The sequence below is a fragment of the Paenibacillus massiliensis subsp. panacisoli DSM 21345 genome (assembly GCF_000426545.1).
GTDB lineage: Bacteria > Bacillota > Bacilli > Paenibacillales > Paenibacillaceae > Paenibacillus > Paenibacillus panacisoli.
The window spans coordinates 24291-43195 of record NZ_AUFO01000037.1; the positions used below are offsets into that span (position 1 = coordinate 24291).

Consider the following 18905-nt stretch of genomic DNA (forward strand, 5'->3'; position numbering starts at 1 on the left):
GAAGGAGGAGAGCAATGTCGATACTAGCAGTTAAAAACCTTAAGAAGCAATTTGGCGGCTTGCTGGCGGTGAATGGGGTGAACTTTGAGTTCCCGGATGCGACAATCTCGGCTGTAATCGGCCCCAATGGAGCCGGAAAGACAACCTTTTTCAACATGATAACCGGCATCTATGTCCCGGATGAAGGAGATATTGTGCTGGATGGGGAGTCGATTGTGAATGTGAAGCCTGACCGGATTACGGGCAAGGGCATTGCGCGTACTTTTCAGAACATTCGTCTGTTCGGGTCCATGACGGTGCTGGAAAATGTTCAGGTGGGAATGCATATTCACCTAAGGACGGGCATTGTCGGAACATTGCTGAATCTTGCCCGTGTCCGGCATGAGGAGCAGTATGCGCAAGAGGAGGCTTACCGTCTGCTTGAATATGTGGGGCTAGCCCCGTGGTTTAACGATGAGGCTAGCAGTCTATCCTACGGTGCTCAGCGTCGACTGGAGATCGCGCGAGCGTTGGCGGCCAGACCGAAGGTGCTGCTGCTGGATGAACCGGCAGCCGGGATGAATCCGAGAGAGACCGTGGAGCTAACGCAGCTCATACGCCGCATACAAGAGGAGCTAGGCATAGCTATCATTCTGATTGAGCATGACATGAAGCTGGTTATGGAGTTGTCCGAGCATATCCTGGTACTGGATCATGGAGAGAAGATTGCCGAGGGTGGTCCGGCAGATATTCGCTCCCATCCGAAGGTGATTGAGGCCTATCTTGGAAAAAGTGCTGTAGAGGAAGAGGTGACGGTATGAGTCTGCTGAAGATGGAGCAGGTGGAGGCTTATTACGGCGGTATACAGGCGCTCAAGGGCATCTCGCTAGTGGTGGAGCAGGGGGAGATCGTGACACTGATTGGCTCCAACGGGGCGGGAAAGTCTACGACACTCAAGGCCATATGTGGGCAGGTTCAGACGAAAGGTAAGGTGATGTTTGGCGGGAGCGACATCACGTCCAAGCCGCCCTACGGCATCGCATTGGAAGGGATTGCTCATGTACCGGAGGGGAGGCGGATTTTTCCCAAGCTGACCGTGAAGGAGAATCTGGAGATGGGCGCCTTTTCCGTAAAGGATAAGAAGCTGATTAAGGAGAGAATTGAGAAGGCGTTTGTCTATTTTCCACGCTTGAAGGAACGATTCAATCAGGCTGGCGGCACGATGAGTGGTGGCGAACAGCAGATGCTGGCGATTGCCCGCGGACTAATGATGGGCCCCAAGATATTGCTGCTTGATGAGCCTTCTATGGGGCTTGCTCCTGTGCTTGTGGATCAAATATTCGAAATTATACAGGAGCTGAACGCTGAGGGAATGACGATCCTGCTGGTTGAGCAAAATGCTTACCATGCGCTTCAGATTGCGCATCGTGGATATGTCATTCAGACGGGAGAGATTATACTGCAGGATGATGCTTCCCGCTTGCTGTCCAATCATCAAGTGAAGGAAGCGTATCTGGCCTGATGGTTAACGGATATGGAATTGAATAGAGGTATCTTGATCAAAATCAGGCAGGTCCCCTTTTTACCGTCGTGCGTTATCGTAAGGCGGAAGGAAAGGGGTCTTTGCTTACGATATGCTGCGAAAATATAGCATTGGATACAAGACCTGAAGCGATGTGATGGTGCAGATTGACGATTGTCGAACAAGGAAATATAATATAATTATTGTAAAAATTTGGTGCAATTCTCTCGTCAAATTCCGATTGGAGGTGTGATTCGTATGGCTGAGACTACCACGATTCGTGACGAACTCAGGCAGCATCTGATAAGACAAAACTATACATTGGAGCAGTTCGCCGAGATTAGTGGGATTAATCGGGGGACGCTTAGCTCCATCCTGAGTCTACATTCACCGCGTCCCATATCTGTCGGGCAATTGGATCGGATCACTGAGGGTATGGGACGCATGGAGGGTGACTTGTATGACGTCTATGTAGAGGAATGTCTGGTAGAGTTCGCACCACATTGGCGGAGAATTCGCCCATTCCTGCTACGCTGCGCAGAGCTTGGGAAGACAGCCTGTATTCACAGGGTGCTGAATCAACTGGCTGATGATTTGTCCTACATTCCAGGAATTTTCGAGACGGCAGAGCAGATGTATCAGGGGCAGCTGTATAGCGCGTCGGCAGTGCTCTATGAATGCATTGCCGAGAGCGAGCGGTATGCTCACTCCGAGAGGCTGGCCACTAGCCATTACCGTCTCTTCGTCATCGCCTGCAAGCTTCAGGGCAATGCAGCGGACGAGACGATTCGCTTCATGCCATACCGGACCAAGCTGCCTGAGAGCTATGCTGTAGATGCCTTACTGATGCTATGTCAGCAATTTGCCATGACGGATCGCTGGACTGACGTCTATGCGATAGCGAGTGAACTGGAACAGTTAGCAGGGACTATGCTGCACAATCCCCGTGAACGAAAAGAATTTGGACAAACATTGTTGCAGGAGAAGGAGCTTCAGCCGCTAATCGTCTACTATGGGCAAAGTCTGTTCTATCGTGGAATTGCAGCGGAGCAGCAAGGGAGGCTGGATGAGGCGCGGAGCTGCATTCAGGCTTACCAGGAGCTTAGCGGGCTTGAAGAGCTGGATGAATGTGGATTTCAGGAAGCGCAGCAGTTGGTTCGACAGGCGCAGAAGCACCTGTATATGCTGGAGCTACGTAGCGGTAATGTGATGCTGATTACGGAATATGCTGAATTCCTGGCAGGAGGGGAGCCTGCGGAGCTTATGGAAGGGCTGCTGTTGCTGGTGCAGACGGCCATCGCTCATCGGATCTGCATCGATAAGCAGTTAGCGCTACTGCTGGTCGATATGGAGTTTGGTAGTCATGCTGGTGAAGGACAAGCGTGTGGTAGTCTGGGAAAAGCTCAATATGCTCGCTTCTGCTACTATTATGGCATCTATTTGCTTAGCAGCAGACGCTATACCCTCGGCTTGAACTATAATCTGCTTAGCCTCCAGCGTTCGCTAGAGCTGAATCAGACGGAACAATTAGTATTATGCATGGCCTTGTTCGAGGAATATCGTAGCGAGGCAACAGTAGCGCAGCGTGAGCAGTTCGAATTGCTCTGCAAAAATGTACTGCGTCAGACAGAGCGGACGATCCCGGCTGCCTTAGAAGCCTTGGCATGAATCTTACACGCTTTATTGAGCGTGTTTTTTTAATCAAGCGGTCTCAACCCTCTGATGCTGCGGAAATTGCTATCAATGAAAGTAGTGCAAGAATCATTAAGGGAACGGGCAAAAGGACAGCTCACAAAAGTCTGTCCCATGCCTGTTTTTATTTAACTGCAAATCTATAAAGATCTATAAAAATCTACGCAAGTCTACGCAAATCTATTGCAAGTCAACTTCTAGATTAGTGCCCCATAACCGCCTAATAATTGGACAGGCTTAGCCATCTCAAGAGTTCTTTGATGCTTTATTTAGAGAAGGATCGATCTTACTGGGGGAGCTGTGGTCTATCGAACGGAAGAGGCCTGCTCTGTTGGTGCCTGCGTTGCCAAAGCCTCCTCTACGGACATATAGTTATATCCCAGATCCCGGGCTACAGCCTGATAGGTGATAAAGCCGTTCAACGCATTGGTCCCACTGCGAATGGCTGCATTACTGCGAATGGCTTGCTCGGCGCCCAGATCAGCAATGCGTATGGCGAAGGGCATTGTGGCATTGGTCAGTGCCAATGTGGAGGTCTGAGGGACGGCTCCCGGCATATTTGCGACAGCATAATGGAGGACGCCATGCTTCACATACGTAGGGGCGTCATGAGTAGTGATATGGTCGATTGTCTCTACGATTCCACCTTGATCAATGGCTACGTCTACGATGACAGAGCCAGGCTTCATCGTCTTCACCATCGCTTCAGTCACCAGCCTGGGTGCTTTGGCTCCCGGGATCAGTACAGCTCCAATCAACAGATCAGCCTCTGCCACGGCAGTGGCAATATTGGAAGGCGTGGATGCGAGTGTGCGTATATGTGTACCAAAGATATCATCCAGCTGACGTAGACGAGGCAGACTCAAATCCAGCATCGTAACATCTGCGCCGAGGCCAATAGCCATCTTGGCAGCATGTGTACCCACGACCCCGCCGCCAATAATCGTTACCTTTCCTCTCGACACCCCCGGAACACCGGATAATAGAATGCCTTTGCCGCCCTTAGGCTTCTCCAGCAGCTGTGCTCCAATCTGCACGGACATGCGTCCGGCGACCTCACTCATGGGGGTCAGCAGTGGCAGACTGTCATTCACCTCTATAGTCTCATAGGCGATAGCCGTCACTTTGTGATCCGTAAGGGCTTTGGCCAGAGCAGGCTCGGCCGCCAGATGCAAATAGGTGAATAAAATGAGTCCTGGGCGAAAATATTCATATTCGCTTGACAGAGGCTCCTTCACCTTCATGATCATATCAGCACGTGACCATACCTCGGCTGCGTCATGAATGAGGGAGGCTCCTACTGCCTCATATTCGGGATCAGAGAAGCCACTGCCCGCACCAGCTGTACACTCGATCAGTACGGTATGTCCATACTGCACCAGCTGTGCAGCCCCCGCTGGAGTAAGGGCTACACGATTTTCATTGTTTTTGATTTCTTTGGGAACGCCAATAATCATAATCCAATCACCTCATTCATAAAATGGCATGCAGGTTGTACATTTCCTTTCATCCCGATGGTGTCTTCGTTCGTAGTTGTTTAGACCCGTTCTTCATAGTAAGTGTTAGATTTACTGTCAGTTTACTAGTCTCTGTTCCGGTTGGCACTATACATTCTGTCAATGGATTTACAGTGTGGGCGTTACTTTTTGTTGAATTATCCAGTGCGATGCCGTAAAATCCTCTTGTAATGTGAACTAATATCACATAAGGGGGTCGTTATGAACGGGAAAGATACATTTACCATCGCAGATCTGCTGAAGAGACCCGTATTCCAGCGAGCGGTTCTGGTCGCTGGAATCCAGGGCGTGCAGCGCACCGTCGGTTGGGTGCATGTACTGGAGATTACCCATGTATCTCCGTTCGTAAGCCGGCATGATCTTATATTATCTACGGGTCTTTGGATGAAGCGTGATGAGAAGGAACGAATTGAGTACATGGAGCAATTGATTCGTCAAGGAGCGGCAGGCTTATGCGTGGAGTTTGGCACGACTATTGATACGATTCCCGAAGAAATTCTGTCGCTTGCCAATGCACATCAGCTACCGATTATTGTATTTGAGCAGCCTGTGAGATTTGTTGAGATCACTCAGGATATCCACTCCCTTCTTATTAACCGTCACCACCTGCTACTGCAGGATCTGGAGAGCTTCTCGCGAAAGCTACAGACAGAGACCCTGCGTAGCTCTGATATGACAGCAATCCTTCGTCTGCTTCAGGAATATGTGTCACGGCAGGTTGTCTATATGTCCACTATTGATGGGAACCGTTTTGTCCCTTCTATTCATGCAAGGCTTGCCGAACGTCTGGAACAGCTATATTCACAGGAGGTAGAGGGGGCTTTGGGGTCGGATCGGGAAGCGCACTCCGTATTCAGGCTTAACGAGCATACATCCATCCTGTTCTCCCCTGTAGTCTGCTTCGGTCAAGTATTCTCGGCTGTCGGCATCTTCATTCAAGCGGATGAGACTCTGAAGGAGTCGATGTCACTGCTTCTGGATCATACGTCAAGGGCGGCTGCCACACTGGTGCTGCGCACACAGTTCTTGGAGGAACGAACCCTTCGCAATCAGAATGAGCTGATTCAGGATCTGCTTCATAGGAGAATTGCTAATGAAGAGCAGGCTCAGAGTCGGATGGGATTACGTCTCTTGACGAAAGGGCAGTATTGGTTCACAGCGGGCATGATCGAGGTAGAGCATCTGCGCAAGGACATTAGCCAGGTGCGTAGAGAGGCCGTACACCAGGATCTCCTGGTGCTGTTGCGTTCCTTGCTCAAGAAGCTGAACTTGCACGGGCAGATTATGGCCAAGGGGAATCAGGTCTACTTGCTGTGCACAAGAGAGGCGCTTACCCCCAAATCAATTGTGCACATTCGCGAAGTGTTAGCTCAATTGATTCAGGGTATGCGCAATTATGCAGAGAAGCAGCTGGAAGGAGTTCGAATCCATGCAGGCTTTGGCCGCAGCAGATCTCGTGCACTGGAGGCGAATCAGGGCTTTGAGGAAGCCTATCAGGTGATTGAGATCGCCCGAAGCGTGAAGGGAAAGCGAAATGTATTGTTCTATGAACAGCTTGGGATCTATCAGCTTCTGAAGGCAATTCCACGCAACCCTTTTTTGACAATGTTCGTAGAGGATCATATCGGCGAGTTGATCGCTTACGATCTGGAGCACCATATGCAGCTTATGGATACGCTGGAGATGTACCTCAATTGCTCTGGCTCCAAGCAAGATACCGCTGATCGGCTATTCATCCATCGGCAGACCCTCTACAATCGCTTGTCCAAAATCCAGGAAATTCTCGGTGAAGGCTACATGGAGGCGGATAAACGACGCTGTCTAGAGATGGCGCTGCTCGCTCATCGAATGCTCCAAGGTGAAAGCTGAATCGTACTAATTAGGACCAAGGACCCTGTCGTATGTAAGTGTTTACTCTCTTTAAGGCTGATTTACAAATGCAGCTAACATTGAGATAATAGGAGGGAAATTATTACTGGCATTGTAAAATGTTCATTAGGGAGGAGAAATCGCATTGAAGATTAAAAAGTGGCTTGCAGCTCCGTTGGTGCTGTTATTGATCGTCTTGACGGGGTGTCAGGCGGTAGGTGGTCTGGATGTGAACAAGGCTCTGTTAGGGAGCATTGATGTAAAGAGCTCGGAATCTCGCTCGACAATCTCGTTACACTTGGAACCAGCAGCGGGAATCACGGCCGGGGATAAGGAAATTATTGATCTTATTAATTCCATCAGTCTGTCCTTTGATGAAGTGAAGGCTCAGTCCCAGGAGGTAGCTTCTGCCAAAGGGGTGCTGGCTGTTCAAGATGTCCGTCTTCCATTCGAGATGGCTGTGGATACGCAAGGTGTAACTGTGCTGGTTGAGGGGGCCAAGAAGCCACTATACATACCTATGACGCAGGACCCTATGCTGGCTGAGCTGGGATTGAATCAGAAGGAGTTCCAGGAACAAATCGTTGAGCTGGTGAAGGATGCGGCTGGTCTGTTCGTTGAGCACGCTCCGAATCCATCCAAAATCACCGTTCAATCTGTGAACGAAGAGGTATACGGTGAGAAGCTGCAACTGACCAAGCTGCAGGCAGAGATCAGTGCCGAAGAGGCTGTTAAGCTTGTTAAGCCGATGCTGGAAAGCCTGTCCAAGGATGAGACAGGGCTGAAAGAGCTCATCGGTCAAGTGCTGGAGGTTGCATCCAGCGTAACTGCATCAATGGGCGAAGAGGTTACGGAAGGTCCTCTGCTGCAATACCGTACAGACAAACAAGCGGGAATTGACGCAGCTTATGCTGAGGTGAAGACGGTTCTGGATGAACTGATTCAACAATATGACGCAGGTGTGACCCTGATGTATGCCCAAGTACCTGAACTCAAGACGGTATTGGGACCGAACACGAAGCTGAGCACTGAGCTGTACTTTGACAACAACCTGAACATCCGCAAGGATCGGACGGAGTTGGTCGTAGCTCTGCCTGCTAACCAGGGGGTTCCGATCTCATCTGCAAGCCTTGTTAGCGAGAATGAAATCTGGAATGTGAATGGTGCAGTAACCGCAGCCAAAATTGATACCTCTGCAGGTGTGATAACCCTGGAAGACAGCTCGTCAACAACTCCAGGCAGCATGCTCCGCAATTTTGACAGCAATTCCTACATCTATTCTTTGCTGAAGGATACGATGAAGATCACCCAGAAGTATGGCTACTACTACCCAGAAGAAGAATATGGGGTAATTAACCGCAATGGCACGAACCTCGTGTCGGTTCGGGATCTGGCTTATACTTTCGATGCTGATCTGAAATGGGATGCAGATGCCAAGGCAGTTCTGATGACTGATGATATTACTGGAACGGTCATTAGTCTGAAGAATGGAGCGAAGGAGATCATCGTTGATGGTCAAACCATTGCTCTGCCGACACCAATCTACACCGATAAGAATGGTGACATGTACATTCCGATTCGCCAAGGAGCACAGGCATTGGGAGCTACCCTGGAGATCGATGAGGATGGCATGATGATTCTGGAGCGTAAATAACCGTTGATGTACTACAGTATAGCTGTACTATAGTATAATAGAGGGCGGCTCGGACAGAGAACTTCTGTCTGGGCTGCCTTTTTCGTCGTATGAACACTGACTTTTGCGAGAGGAGAGGTTGTTGTGGTCATGTACCCGCCTTGGTCCTATTCCCAGTCCAGAGCGAATATGTTCAATGAGTGTCTTCGCAAGTATTACTATCACTATTACGGCTCGCACAATGGCTGGAATCCGGAGCAGTCCACCCCAGAGCAGGTGAAGTTATATCGTCTCAAACAGCTTAGCAACCTGTATCTGTGGTTCGGGGATCTCGCGCATCGAATGTGTCAGTCAGCTGTGCAGGCGCTTGATCAGGGCAAGCCAGTGCCTCGAACGGCCTTTCTACAGCAGGCGATGAAGGATATGCTCAATCAAGGCTATCAGGAGTCAAAGGATGTAGAGGCGTGGCTGTTGCAGCCCAAGCGCAGATTGATGCTTGCCGAAATGTATTACCAGGAAGAGGACAAGCTCCGCGAACGAATCATGGTGATTAAGGAGCGCCTTGGGGCGGTCATTCAGCATCTATATACCTCCGAGACTTGGTCTGAGCTGCAGCGGAGTGGAAGCCAGATTGTAGAGGTGGAGAAGTGGGACACCATGCTGCTGCATGAGACAAAGACGTTTGTGAAGATGGATCTGCTGTATCGGCGGAATGACGGTCGCATGATTATCGTGGACTGGAAGACGGGCAAGAAAGAGGATTTCACAGATCAGCTCTATCTGTATGCTTCTTATGTAAGAGATACGTATAATCTTCCTCTACAGGACATAGAACTCCGTGTTGAATATCTGGCGACAGGTGAGCAGGAGACTTATCAGGCGACCAGCGAAGACATTCAGCGTGTAGAAATACAAGTGGGAAGAGACCTCGATGAGATGAAGTCGTGTCTGGATGATGAATACTACAATCGGCCCAAGCCTATGACGTATTTTACGCCAATGCCCTCAAGACGAGCCTGTGGAGGCTGTAATTTTCGGGAAGTCTGTGAATATCGCGTCTACTAACAAGCTATAAGACCCATATGAAGAAAATATCTCTGTATTCATAGGTCTTTAGACTCTCGTACTCAAGGCCCCTGCTATTATATGGTAGTGATATATATCACGCTAGCTTTATGGATGAAATGGTAAAATTATTCAATGACGATTCAAGGGGGCATCATGAAATTATCTTTGGGCGCTAAAATGGTATTAGGCTTCATCATTATTTCTGCAATCACCTACGGTACCAGTTCCGTCTTTATCTTTGTTCTCAAAGATTGGATTGCTCCGTCCATGGCAGAGTGGGTCTACATTTCAATCATTCTGCTGTTGGGTGTGATGTGGAGCGGGATACTCGGCTGGCTCATCTCGAAGCTGCTCACCAAGCCGATCGTTGTATTGGCAAGAGTAGCAGAGGAAATCTCCTCTGGCAAGCTTGCGGTGGATATCCCTGAACGACGCGAACAGGACGAGATTAAAGTGTTGTACGATTCGTTCCGCCATATGGTTCATAATCTTAAGGACTTGTTCGAGGAAATCTCACATAGCAGCAATACAACCTCTCATAATGCAGAGACATTGAGCGCAGCAATCGCTGAAGCTACTGCACAGATTGAATCCATGTCTGGTCAGGTAGATGTCATTGTAGAGGGGGTAGAGGAACAGAAGAAGGCTTCCACTCAATCCATTGAGACAGCTGACCGCATGCTGGGCGATTTCAGGATGATGCATACCAAGTCTGAGCATATGCTATCCATGTCAACACAGATGGAGGGCTCGGTAGAGGCTACTCGTGCTGTCTTCTCGTCCTTGCTTGCAGGTATGAACGAACTTATGAAATCGCATTCGCAATCCAGAGATGTCGTATCCCGACTGGAGCAGGAAGCCTCCAAAATTGAAGAGATCACAGCGAGTGTCAAGGAAATTGCGGAACAGACCAATCTGCTGGCACTTAATGCGTCTATCGAGGCGGCCCGTGCGGGTGAGGAAGGTCGGGGCTTCGCCGTGGTGGCCGAGCATATTCGTGGACTGGCCTCCCAGAGCTCCGCATCGGTAGAGCAGATTAACGAGATGATCAGCCGTATACAAGGGCAGATTCATGAGACGGTCACGCTCATTCATCGTCAGAATACGTTGGTGATGGAGGAAGCCAAGCGTAGCCACTCTGTCGAGGAGACCCTGAAGGGGCTCATAGCGATGATTGCTGAGTTCATTGATGCTACGCGGGTAATGGAGACGTCCGTTGCACAGCAAGCGACTCGTGTCGAGCAGACGTACGAGTATATGAATCGCATCCAGGAAATGTCGACAGCCTTCCATGATGGGGCACAGCGAATCTATGAGGCTGCGAACGAGGAGACAGCTATTATGGAAGAAATATCATCCTCCTCCGAGGAGCTTAAGGCTTTGACGAACAAGCTGCTCATGAAGACACGGACCATACAGGCTTAGTGATTGTATTAGCTGAAGGCTTCTAACTAGCTCTTGATGACCTAGTACGGCCTTGTCGCTAAGCAACAGGTATGAATAGAACAGCTTGGGGGAGCTCGTATAGCTCTACTAACAAAGAAAGAGGGATTCACGCAGCAACGGCTGCAGTGAGTCCCTCTTTGTGGTTATACTCGCATATCGGATGAGGTATGGCTAGTCCTTCAGAGCGAAGAACTCGCAGTTGTCACGTGAATGGTAATCGACCTCGCTGACACTTCGCTGGACGACGATGGTCTGATCATCAAAGCGAATGACGACTCCTCCGCTGCCAACGAGCTGATCCGCTTCGAAGATGCGGACCGGGATGCGCAAATCCATAACTTCCTGGAAATCGGCGTCTGTATTTAATCTGCGATTAATTGGCATATGATATCTCCTTATTGAACGGAATGCAGTGTTAAGAATGCATGATAAAGTATGTTATCCTAATCATCATATAACAAATAGGCATAAAAAGCTGTAGTGCGAGCCGAAGAAGCTCCGTGGACTCATTTATGTTATAATTTGGCTTGTACAACTTAGGCTAATAGGGCGGTCGGCTAATCTCCCGGAAGGGAGGTGATGCCTGTGGAGGTCAAAGACGCATTGATGCTAATGGTAGCGTTTGGATCATTGCTTATCGCATTGATCGGGCTTGTCGTTACAATATCCATTGCGCTTAATCAACACAAAAAGAAATAGACCGCCCGCCCAAGGGATAGGGTCTATTTCTGATCGCTTTCTCACAGCCGGCCGCTCTTTTAGCGGTGTTGTGCAGGGACCGGTTGCCGCCGGTCCTTTTTATATTCTTATGTTAGCATACACGAATTATACAAGCAATGTGATTGCGGACAGTTGCTGGAGCTGTTGAATGAAGGTTAGGAATATGAGACGGGACAACAACAGATATCGTAAAGGACAATAGATGTAAGGAAGGAGATTCTATGAAAGATTGGCTGAAGACAATATTATTACTATTTGTGGCCGCGCTGCTAACAAGGTTCATTCCATTTTCTTATCTATTCCGCACACTGGATACAATGGTGCATGAATTCGGTCATGCTGTAGTCACGCTTTTGACCTCAGGCGAGGTCATTCGTATTGATCTCAACGCAGACCATAGCGGAGTGACCTATTCAACATTAACTTCCAACTGGGCGGCTATTCTTACAGCATTGGCAGGATATATCGGTGCTTCCCTGTTTGCTGTACTTCTTTTCTATTTATATCACAAAAGGCTTGAACAGCTGGGGTTCGCCGTGATGACCTTGATTGCCGCCGTTATGGTCGCACTGTACGTGCATGGTGGCTATGGCTTTTGGTGGCTAGCTGGCTTCATACTTTTGAATGCCATTATTATGTTCTTCGCGGGCGATTGGCTGCGCAAAGGGTATTATCTGCTGCTCGCGTTCATCACGCTTGAGGAATCGGTGCTAGCTCCAAGCATGCTCATGTTGGCTGCCGTCACCTCGCCAGGGCAAGCCGGGGATGCGTCTAATTTGGCCGCGAGTACGTTCATTCCTGCTCCGGTATGGGCTGCACTGTTCCTGTTCGTTGCGCTGTGGTGTGCAAGGCTGGCTGTCTCGTTATTCTTACGCCGGAGCCGCGGGCAGAGCAGCAGGGGAGACTCTCGCAGACGACAATCCATGGATATGACCGGCTAGCATGTACAATCCATCGCTGTATAACTCGCTTCATTAATGTCCACGCTCCTGAACACGCTGGGCAGCCTCAAGGCACCGCCAGTAGGAAGTGCATAGCATAGAGCCGAACAGTATGAGAGGATGGGTCCTCATATCATGTTCGGCCTCTTGCTGTAGATTCAAGCTATGTCTGAGTATGCATTGACACAGTAGCTATCCGCGGAGTAACGATTCTGCTCCATCAATGTAAATCTCGGTTCCGGTGACATGAGAGGACTCGTCAGATGCCAGAAAAGAAACAAGATGAGCCACCTGCTCAGAGGTACCCGGCGCATCTTCAAGGGGATGATCCCCCTCCGGGAAATCGACTGTAATCTGTACCTCTTCCAGATCGTCAGACGGATAAGTGTTATCGTCAATGTCTGTCTCAATGGCACCAGGACAAATGGCGTTGACCCGGATTTTGTACTGGGCCAGCTCCAGAGCAGCCATTTTCATGAACGCTATCTGCCCGGCTTTGGTAGAAGCATAGGCTGAGAAGCCAATGTTGGAGAAGGTACGATTGCCATTAATGGAGCTAGTAATAATGATGCTGCCTCCCCCACGTGCTCGTAGATGAGGAATGGCATATTTGACTGTTGCAAAGGTGCCCCGGAGATTAATGTTCATCGTCTGATCCCAATCCTTGATGTCCATCGTCTCAATGGGTGCCATGGAACCGTTGATACCCGCGTTGGCGAAGATAATATCGAGCCCGCCCATCTGGCTTGCAGCCTGATCCATGCTGCCCTGGATCATATCCGTTCTGGAAATATCGCATTTCATGACAAGCGCTTCACCACCTGCACGTTCGATGATGTCCTTCGTCTTCTCAGCATGCTCTGGTGTACGGTCCAGCATGACGACTCTGGCACCCTCTTGAGCAAACCTGATCGCTGCAGCTTGTCCGATCCCTGAACCGCCCCCTGTGACTACGGCCACTTTTCCCTGTAATCGTGAATTTGTCATAGGTATGCTTCCTCCTTCTCTAACAGGCTGTGCTTTCTTGTATTCCATACCCTCGTCGAGAATAGGATAAACACAGGAGCGCGGAAATACAGGCAGCCTCAGCCAGCATGAGGGGGATGTGTGCCCCCTTAATCCGATTCTGATATCCGCAGAGACTGTGAATCAAAGCAGGGGTTATAGAAGTCATGTGAACAAAAGGTTAATGAACTGACGAGAGTTTAAGTCATATACAAGAGCAGAGCCACAGAGACACAGAGCCACAGAGACACAGGTGTAGTTACAGACACAGATTCCGATAGATATGCAGTCCATATCTAGAAGAAGAAGGAGGCGGGAGAATGAGCGCAGGTACGTTGGGCTCGAATGAACGGGTACGGAGACTGATGACGGGAGCTTCTATTCAGATTGATCCGCTATTTGCGTATTACCAGAATCGCTCGGCTGACAGCGTGGCAGCAGAGCTTGAGGCTGCGGGCTACGGCTGTGTCCATTATTTTGTAGTCCGTGAGGATCAGGTCAACGATAAGATCGTGGAAGCTCTCCAGCGACGCGGAATAGCCGTCTGGGCGATGATCCTGGGAAATGGGGTGTTCAGCACAGCTCATCTCCCTGAAGGCTGGAAGCAGTGGAGGATGGAGCTGGTAAAGGAGCCTAGCGATAGCTATTGCCGACTGTCACCGTTCGCAGAGGAATATGTGCAGTGGCGAAAGCAGGAGGCGACCCGGTTGGTACAGCGCATACCTTTCGACGGGTTCGAGATTGCCGAGCCTTATTTTCCCGAATGGGAGGGGTTAGCCAGTGGGACCTATGGAGATATCGGGGCACATGCGGCAGCTGCCTTCCAGGCAAAATTCGGCTCTGTGATGCCGGATTTCAGAGACAAGCGTTCATCACGTTATTACAAAAAAGTCCCCGAGCTATATAGCCAATGGGTCGAGCTCAGAGTGCAGGCCGTGAATCACATGATTGATGAAGTAATTAATGGAGCCGGTGGTGTTCGTCAAGCCAGACCGGATATTCAAATAGCGACCTGGTCGCTTGCTGTACAGAGTGGAAGGAAGGGGCCAGCGTTACTGCGGGAATGGCAAGGACTCGATGCCGTCTCCATGATTCGTCAGGTCAAGCCCGATATGCACGTTCTCCAGACGCATTGGCCAGACTGGATGAAGGCCAGACTACCTGCCGATTACATTGCAAAGTATCGAGAGTTCCTTGATCCGATCCGCTCCAGCTATCCGGGGCTACCCATTGGCATTCAGGCGGATATTGGCTCGCTTCCTCGGATGGTACGCGGGACAGATTGGCTGCGGCAATTTGCTGCCCATGTTCCCACAGCTGGATTTGATGCTTGGACTGCCTATGAATACCATGTTGGCGGTTATATGTATGACCAGCCCCCGATTCCATTATCGGTCAGTCGCTCAGCGGCTAATGAGCTTGTCGTTACCTTCAACAAGCGCATTGAGACGAATGCTGCACTAAGTGTTGGCCATTATCCTCGTCAAATCTCTGATTACGTTGTGGAGGAACTGCGCATACACTCATCAGAGACGGATGGGAATCGCCTGTATCTGCTGCTTGAGGGGCTACCTGTCGAAGCTTTTGTAATGCGCCTGAGCGGAGTCCAGGACACGCCCCAGCTCTGGCTACAGAAGCGCAGAAAAGCGAATTCTATTCCGACCGCTGCCCATGTTCAGGTACCGAGCTGGAGATAATCTCTCACTGGAATCCGCATCTAAAGTGACTCAAGTGCGTATAATTAGGGTAAAGAAAACGTATACATGATACATGAGCTTAGCTTCTCAGGAGCACTTAGGTGGGTTCCGATGCAGGATCTCCTATACTTAAGCAGAGAGACCGCATGCATCGCATGCGGTCTCTGGTCCCAGGATATGAAGCTGGGATCTGGTCAGGTTATGGTCACGAGAGATTGATCCAGGAGTTGATTATATTCATCCTGAAGGATGGGCGCTCTCTTATTGTACTTTTACAGGCTCGGGGTACTCTTTGCCCAAGGTGTCGATCGTTACCTTCTTCATAACTGGTGGATCATTTGGACGATCATTTGCACCACGGGGAAGATTGACGATTTCCTCGACAACATCTTGTCCTTCTGTTACCTTACCGAAGGCCGCATATTGACCATCCAGCTGGCTGGCATCGGCTGTCATAATGAAGAATTGCGAGCCGGCAGAATCCAGACTTTGTGAGCGTGCCATGGAGATGACGCCTGTAGTGTGCTTCAAAGTGTTATCAAAGCCATTGGTTTTGAACTCGCCTTTGATACTGTAGCCAGGACCACCTGTACCCATTCCCTCAGGGTCTCCACCCTGAATCATGAAGCCTGGGATGACCCGGTGAAAGATCAGCCCGTCATAGAAGCCCTGCTTGGCAAGGCTAATAAAGTTATTCACCGTATTTGGCGCTACCTCCGGATAGAGCTCAAGCTTAATCACTTTGCCGCTGTCCATCTCGATCGTTGCAATCGGATGGGATACCTCACCCGTGCTTGCGGTAGATTCTGTCGGAGCTGGCTCTGGTGTTGGCGCTGGAGTCGCAGCTGGCTTCGAGCCGCAGCCTGCAAGAATCACCATGAGTGCAGCAAGAAGGCTGATCAGGATGGTGTATCGTCTGGAACGCTTTTGATTCATAGAGTTCATCGTTTCTACTCCCTTGTACATGATATGTAACCTGATTGTGTGCGGTAACTTGGGTATGGCGGTATTGAATTGCTGCTTGATGCCCATACTGCTGCTATCCCAAGGAAAGGGGAAGAGAACAATATGGAGATGAATACGAAATTAATCAAAGGTCTGGCGTGGGGGCTGCTGTTCAGCCTTCCGGTATGGACCGTCGTCTGCTATTGGTTGCTTGCTATACAGGATTGGCTATAGTCTTCAAGATTACTCTTTTCAAATACATTTTTCATATACATGCATTAAGAAGCATGTTGCCAAGCCGGAGCCCAGAGGGCTGCGGCTTATTTAGATGTTAGAATGTATAAGCTGTCATCAGCGTGAGAAAAGAAACAGACCACAGCCTCACTCAGAAGGCGACATTCCTGAAATGTACGTCAGCCGACGCTCATTTATGCTTTTGCCAGTCCATCTTGCTGTTGTTCAGCAAATATTCAAAATCATTATCCAACCGGGCTTGCTCAGCCTTGCGAGCCTCGGCGGCTCGTGCACGCTCTTCCTCCGCTTTCTTGTCCTGCTCGGCCTGAGTAGCTTGTGCTGCGGCCTTCAACTGGGCAAGCACATCACTGCTTAGCATATCCTTTAACGTAGCAGGCTTATCCTGTGCAGAAGGACGAGCAGCTAAAGGCTTTTTATTCTTTTTAGCCATACAATCCTCTCCCAACTCTTCAGGTATTCCAGTGGTTACAGCTATTTATTATACCAGCTTCTTTAGCGTCATGCACCGAGGCTGGTGTGACGGATTCCATAGACCCGATGCTCGTGGGACTGTTGTAATTAGCTATTGATGTCAGGTAAGCTGGACATTTTCGGAAACAGGCGTAGAATGGAGGCAACGGAAAGGACGTGTGCACGATGGACTTCTCTTGGAAACGCAATCTGGTAGTGCTATGGATCGGTGTGTTTTTTTGCAGCACGGCCTATTCCATCTCGATCCCCTTTCTTCCGATCTATCTGAACACGGAGCTTGGTGTAACAGATCGTCTGGAGATCTGGTCTGGAGTGGCCTTTGGGATCACCTTTTTAGCCAGTGCGCTGATCTCTCCATTCTGGGGCTCGCTAGCAGATAAATATGGACGCAAGCCGATGCTCATCCGCTCTGGCTTCAGTCTTGCCATTCTTTATTTCTTGAATTACTTTGTGAATGATCCGTACGCTTTTCTTGTACTGAGGGTATTTCAGGGCTTGCTAGCTGGATTCGTACCGGCGGCCATTGCGCTTGTCGGGACGAATACCCCAGAGGAGAAGACAGGCTATGCGCTGAGTATCATGGCTACCTCGGGTGCTACGGGAAGCATCATAGGGCCCCTGATTGGCGGCGTAGTTAGTCATTATTATGGGAATCGAAGTGCTTTTCTGTTCTCTGCCGTGGTCGTTCTGATCTCGGCACTGATCGCTACGATCGGCGCGAAGGAGCATAAGCTGAATAGCTCTGCTCCTCGTTCTCATATCAAGGATGATTTGAAGGTTGCCTTTGCGAACAAACCCTTCGTGCTGCTGCTCGGTATGGTTGCTCTCAGCTCATTCTCCATCATGATCCTGGAGCCGCTAATTACGGTGTATGTCATGGAAATGGGCGTCGATCGAAATAGCGCCTCGCTAACCTCCGGCATTGTCTTCTCCGCTGTGGGTATTGCCACGGTGGTTATGGCTCCACGATGGGGGCGAATCGGCTCGAGAATCGGGTTCGGCAAGGTGCTGTTTATCGGTCTGATCGGCTCGGGAATCGGTAACATATTGCAGTTTTTTGTCACGGATTTTGTAGGCTTCGGTGTGCTTCGCTTTGCATACGGACTATTCTATGCAGGTGTGCTGCCCTCTATTAATGCCATGATCGTTCAAGTTACGGAACGCGAATTTCGTGGACGAGCATTCAGCCTTAACCAGTCGGCATCCCAACTGGCAACGATGGCAGGACCAATACTGGGAGGCTTGCTCGGGTATCTGCTACCGATTCGCTGGGTATTCATCATTAATGGCATCATGCTTCTGGTGGCTGCAGTTCTCTTATACAGCAAGGCGAGAGCCATGGAGCCCAGAGTGCAAGCCAAGACAGCTCATTCTGCTCAGTAGGGTCATCAATATTATGATAAGATACTTCATAATTATGACGAGTTATCCCAAGCACAGCAGACTAGCCAGAATACCCAGAATACCCAAGAAGACAGCCGCCTCTGAAGTGACCCCAAAAAGTTAGACATTTTATTTAGGCAACCTGGACGGCAAGAGCTCGGTATTGTACTGGGCTCTTGCCTTTTAGTTTAGACTTGATTCGTTTGTGATTGTAGTAATCGATGTATCGTGTAAGTTCTTGCTTGAAGTGGGCTATACTTTCAAACTCGTTGCGATAAAGAAATTCGGATTTCAAAATGCCAAAGAAGTTTTCCATCACCGCATTATCATAACAATTCCCTTTTCGAGACATGCTCTGGGTAATACCTTGTTTCTTTAAAGCATGCTGATATTGTTTCATCTGATAGTGCCAGCCTTGATCAGAATGCAGGAGGAGTTCACCCCCTTCGGATAAGCGTTCAAAGGCCTGGTTTAGCATATCCGAGACCAAGGAGTAGATGGGACGAGATCCGATAGTGTAGGTGATAATTTCACCGTTAAACAAGTCCAATACGGGAGATAGGTACAGCTTCTGACCCAACAACTTAAACTCCGTAATGTCGGTAACCCACTTCTCATTTGGCTTTTGCGCCTGAAAATGGCGGTCAAGCAGGTTTGGGGCTATTTTACCTACAGTTCCTTTGTATGAACGGTATTTCTTCATTCGAACTATGCATTTCAAACCTAACTCCTTCATGATACGCTGCACTTTTTTATGATTAA

Annotated in this window: 17 protein-coding genes; 11 read left to right on the forward strand and 6 right to left on the reverse strand. The window is 49.5% G+C overall.

Features of this window, described 5'->3' with window-relative positions; all coding sequences use genetic code 11:
- Positions 1 to 14: 14 nt before the first annotated feature.
- The 3 genes from K331_RS0121495 (at position 15) to K331_RS0121505 (ending at position 3169) form a co-directional block, all read left to right on the forward strand.
- Positions 15 to 800, forward strand: a complete 786-nt coding sequence (locus K331_RS0121495; protein ID WP_028591873.1) for an ABC transporter ATP-binding protein — start codon at positions 15 to 17, stop codon at positions 798 to 800.
- Positions 797 to 1501: an ABC transporter ATP-binding protein gene (locus tag K331_RS0121500; protein WP_028591874.1), complete on the forward strand. Its 705-nt coding sequence runs from the start codon at positions 797 to 799 to the stop codon at positions 1499 to 1501. Before K331_RS0121495 ends, K331_RS0121500 begins: the two co-directional genes overlap by 4 nt.
- A 258-nt stretch (positions 1502 to 1759) precedes the next feature.
- On the forward strand, positions 1760 to 3169 hold the full coding sequence (locus K331_RS0121505; RefSeq protein ID WP_028591875.1) for a helix-turn-helix domain-containing protein: 1410 nt from the start codon (positions 1760 to 1762) through the stop codon (positions 3167 to 3169).
- 329 nt (positions 3170 to 3498) lie between these two features.
- Here the strand turns inward: K331_RS0121505 and ald are convergent, their stop codons facing one another.
- On the reverse strand, positions 3499 to 4650 hold the full coding sequence (gene ald / locus K331_RS0121510; RefSeq protein WP_028591876.1) for an alanine dehydrogenase: 1152 nt from the start codon (positions 4648 to 4650) through the stop codon (positions 3499 to 3501).
- Between the two features lie 261 nt (positions 4651 to 4911).
- Between ald and K331_RS0121515 the strand changes: the two genes are divergently transcribed.
- From K331_RS0121515 to K331_RS0121530, 4 genes are all read left to right on the forward strand, one after another.
- Positions 4912 to 6579, forward strand: coding sequence for a PucR family transcriptional regulator (locus K331_RS0121515; RefSeq protein WP_028591877.1), 1668 nt, complete (start codon positions 4912 to 4914; stop codon positions 6577 to 6579).
- 145 nt (positions 6580 to 6724) lie between these two features.
- Entirely contained in the window at positions 6725 to 8233 is a 1509-nt protein-coding gene (locus tag K331_RS0121520; protein WP_028591878.1) for a copper amine oxidase N-terminal domain-containing protein, read from the forward strand.
- A gap of 123 nt (positions 8234 to 8356) precedes the next feature.
- On the forward strand, positions 8357 to 9277 hold the full coding sequence (locus tag K331_RS0121525) for a PD-(D/E)XK nuclease family protein (RefSeq protein ID WP_028591879.1): 921 nt from the start codon (positions 8357 to 8359) through the stop codon (positions 9275 to 9277).
- A 156-nt stretch (positions 9278 to 9433) separates the two neighbouring features.
- Positions 9434 to 10705 carry a methyl-accepting chemotaxis protein gene (locus tag K331_RS0121530; protein WP_028591880.1) on the forward strand — a complete coding sequence of 424 codons (1272 nt, stop codon included), beginning with the start codon at positions 9434 to 9436 and terminating at the stop codon, positions 10703 to 10705.
- A 192-nt stretch (positions 10706 to 10897) separates the two neighbouring features.
- Here the strand turns inward: K331_RS0121530 and K331_RS0121535 are convergent, their stop codons facing one another.
- Positions 10898 to 11110, reverse strand: coding sequence for a hypothetical protein (locus tag K331_RS0121535; RefSeq protein WP_018885134.1), 213 nt, complete (start codon positions 11108 to 11110; stop codon positions 10898 to 10900).
- A 201-nt stretch (positions 11111 to 11311) separates the two neighbouring features.
- On the opposite strand from K331_RS0121535, the gene K331_RS32800 reads away from it, so the two are divergent.
- Together K331_RS32800 and K331_RS0121545 are read left to right on the forward strand one after the other, a co-directional pair.
- Positions 11312 to 11425 carry a putative holin-like toxin gene (locus K331_RS32800; RefSeq protein WP_018885133.1) on the forward strand — a complete coding sequence of 38 codons (114 nt, stop codon included), beginning with the start codon at positions 11312 to 11314 and terminating at the stop codon, positions 11423 to 11425.
- A gap of 242 nt (positions 11426 to 11667) precedes the next feature.
- Positions 11668 to 12387, forward strand: coding sequence for a M50 family metallopeptidase (locus K331_RS0121545; protein ID WP_028591881.1), 720 nt, complete (start codon positions 11668 to 11670; stop codon positions 12385 to 12387).
- A gap of 192 nt (positions 12388 to 12579) precedes the next feature.
- Here the strand turns inward: K331_RS0121545 and K331_RS0121550 are convergent, their stop codons facing one another.
- The gene (locus K331_RS0121550; RefSeq protein ID WP_028591882.1) at positions 12580 to 13374 is read right to left on the reverse strand and encodes an SDR family oxidoreductase; all 795 of its coding nucleotides are present in this window, start codon (positions 13372 to 13374) and stop codon (positions 12580 to 12582) included.
- 338 nt (positions 13375 to 13712) lie between these two features.
- Here K331_RS0121550 and K331_RS0121555 point away from each other — a divergent pair, with 338 nt between their 5' ends.
- Positions 13713 to 15089: a hypothetical protein gene (locus K331_RS0121555; protein WP_028591883.1), complete on the forward strand. Its 1377-nt coding sequence runs from the start codon at positions 13713 to 13715 to the stop codon at positions 15087 to 15089.
- A 261-nt stretch (positions 15090 to 15350) separates the two neighbouring features.
- Here the strand turns inward: K331_RS0121555 and K331_RS0121560 are convergent, their stop codons facing one another.
- On the reverse strand, positions 15351 to 16025 hold the full coding sequence (locus K331_RS0121560) for a peptidylprolyl isomerase (protein ID WP_028591884.1): 675 nt from the start codon (positions 16023 to 16025) through the stop codon (positions 15351 to 15353).
- A 433-nt stretch (positions 16026 to 16458) separates the two neighbouring features.
- On the reverse strand, positions 16459 to 16719 hold the full coding sequence (locus K331_RS0121570; protein WP_025676601.1) for a YqkE family protein: 261 nt from the start codon (positions 16717 to 16719) through the stop codon (positions 16459 to 16461).
- Positions 16720 to 16925: 206 nt separating this feature from the next.
- Here K331_RS0121570 and K331_RS0121575 point away from each other — a divergent pair, with 206 nt between their 5' ends.
- Positions 16926 to 18143 carry an MFS transporter gene (locus tag K331_RS0121575; protein WP_028591885.1) on the forward strand — a complete coding sequence of 406 codons (1218 nt, stop codon included), beginning with the start codon at positions 16926 to 16928 and terminating at the stop codon, positions 18141 to 18143.
- Positions 18144 to 18276: 133 nt separating this feature from the next.
- Here K331_RS0121575 and K331_RS0121580 read toward each other — a convergent pair.
- Positions 18277 to 18905 (reverse strand): IS3 family transposase (locus K331_RS0121580; RefSeq protein WP_028591886.1); only part of this gene is annotated, 629 nt, incomplete at its 5' end.

Coding starts and splice junctions, on each gene's coding strand:
- K331_RS0121500 (WP_028591874.1), top strand. CDS start 797: ATGAGTCTGCTGAAGATGGAGCAGGTGGAGGCTTATTACGGCGGTATA.
- K331_RS0121515 (WP_028591877.1), top strand. CDS start 4,912: ATGAACGGGAAAGATACATTTACCATCGCAGATCTGCTGAAGAGACCC.
- K331_RS0121560 (WP_028591884.1), bottom strand. CDS start 16,025: ATGAATCAAAAGCGTTCCAGACGATACACCATCCTGATCAGCCTTCTT.
- K331_RS0121535 (WP_018885134.1), bottom strand. CDS start 11,110: ATGCCAATTAATCGCAGATTAAATACAGACGCCGATTTCCAGGAAGTT.
- ald (WP_028591876.1), bottom strand. CDS start 4,650: ATGATTATTGGCGTTCCCAAAGAAATCAAAAACAATGAAAATCGTGTA.
- K331_RS0121545 (WP_028591881.1), top strand. CDS start 11,668: ATGAAAGATTGGCTGAAGACAATATTATTACTATTTGTGGCCGCGCTG.
- K331_RS0121555 (WP_028591883.1), top strand. CDS start 13,713: ATGAGCGCAGGTACGTTGGGCTCGAATGAACGGGTACGGAGACTGATG.
- K331_RS0121550 (WP_028591882.1), bottom strand. CDS start 13,374: ATGACAAATTCACGATTACAGGGAAAAGTGGCCGTAGTCACAGGGGGC.
- K331_RS0121570 (WP_025676601.1), bottom strand. CDS start 16,719: ATGGCTAAAAAGAATAAAAAGCCTTTAGCTGCTCGTCCTTCTGCACAG.
- K331_RS0121505 (WP_028591875.1), top strand. CDS start 1,760: ATGGCTGAGACTACCACGATTCGTGACGAACTCAGGCAGCATCTGATA.
- K331_RS0121495 (WP_028591873.1), top strand. CDS start 15: ATGTCGATACTAGCAGTTAAAAACCTTAAGAAGCAATTTGGCGGCTTG.
- K331_RS0121530 (WP_028591880.1), top strand. CDS start 9,434: ATGAAATTATCTTTGGGCGCTAAAATGGTATTAGGCTTCATCATTATT.
- K331_RS0121575 (WP_028591885.1), top strand. CDS start 16,926: ATGGACTTCTCTTGGAAACGCAATCTGGTAGTGCTATGGATCGGTGTG.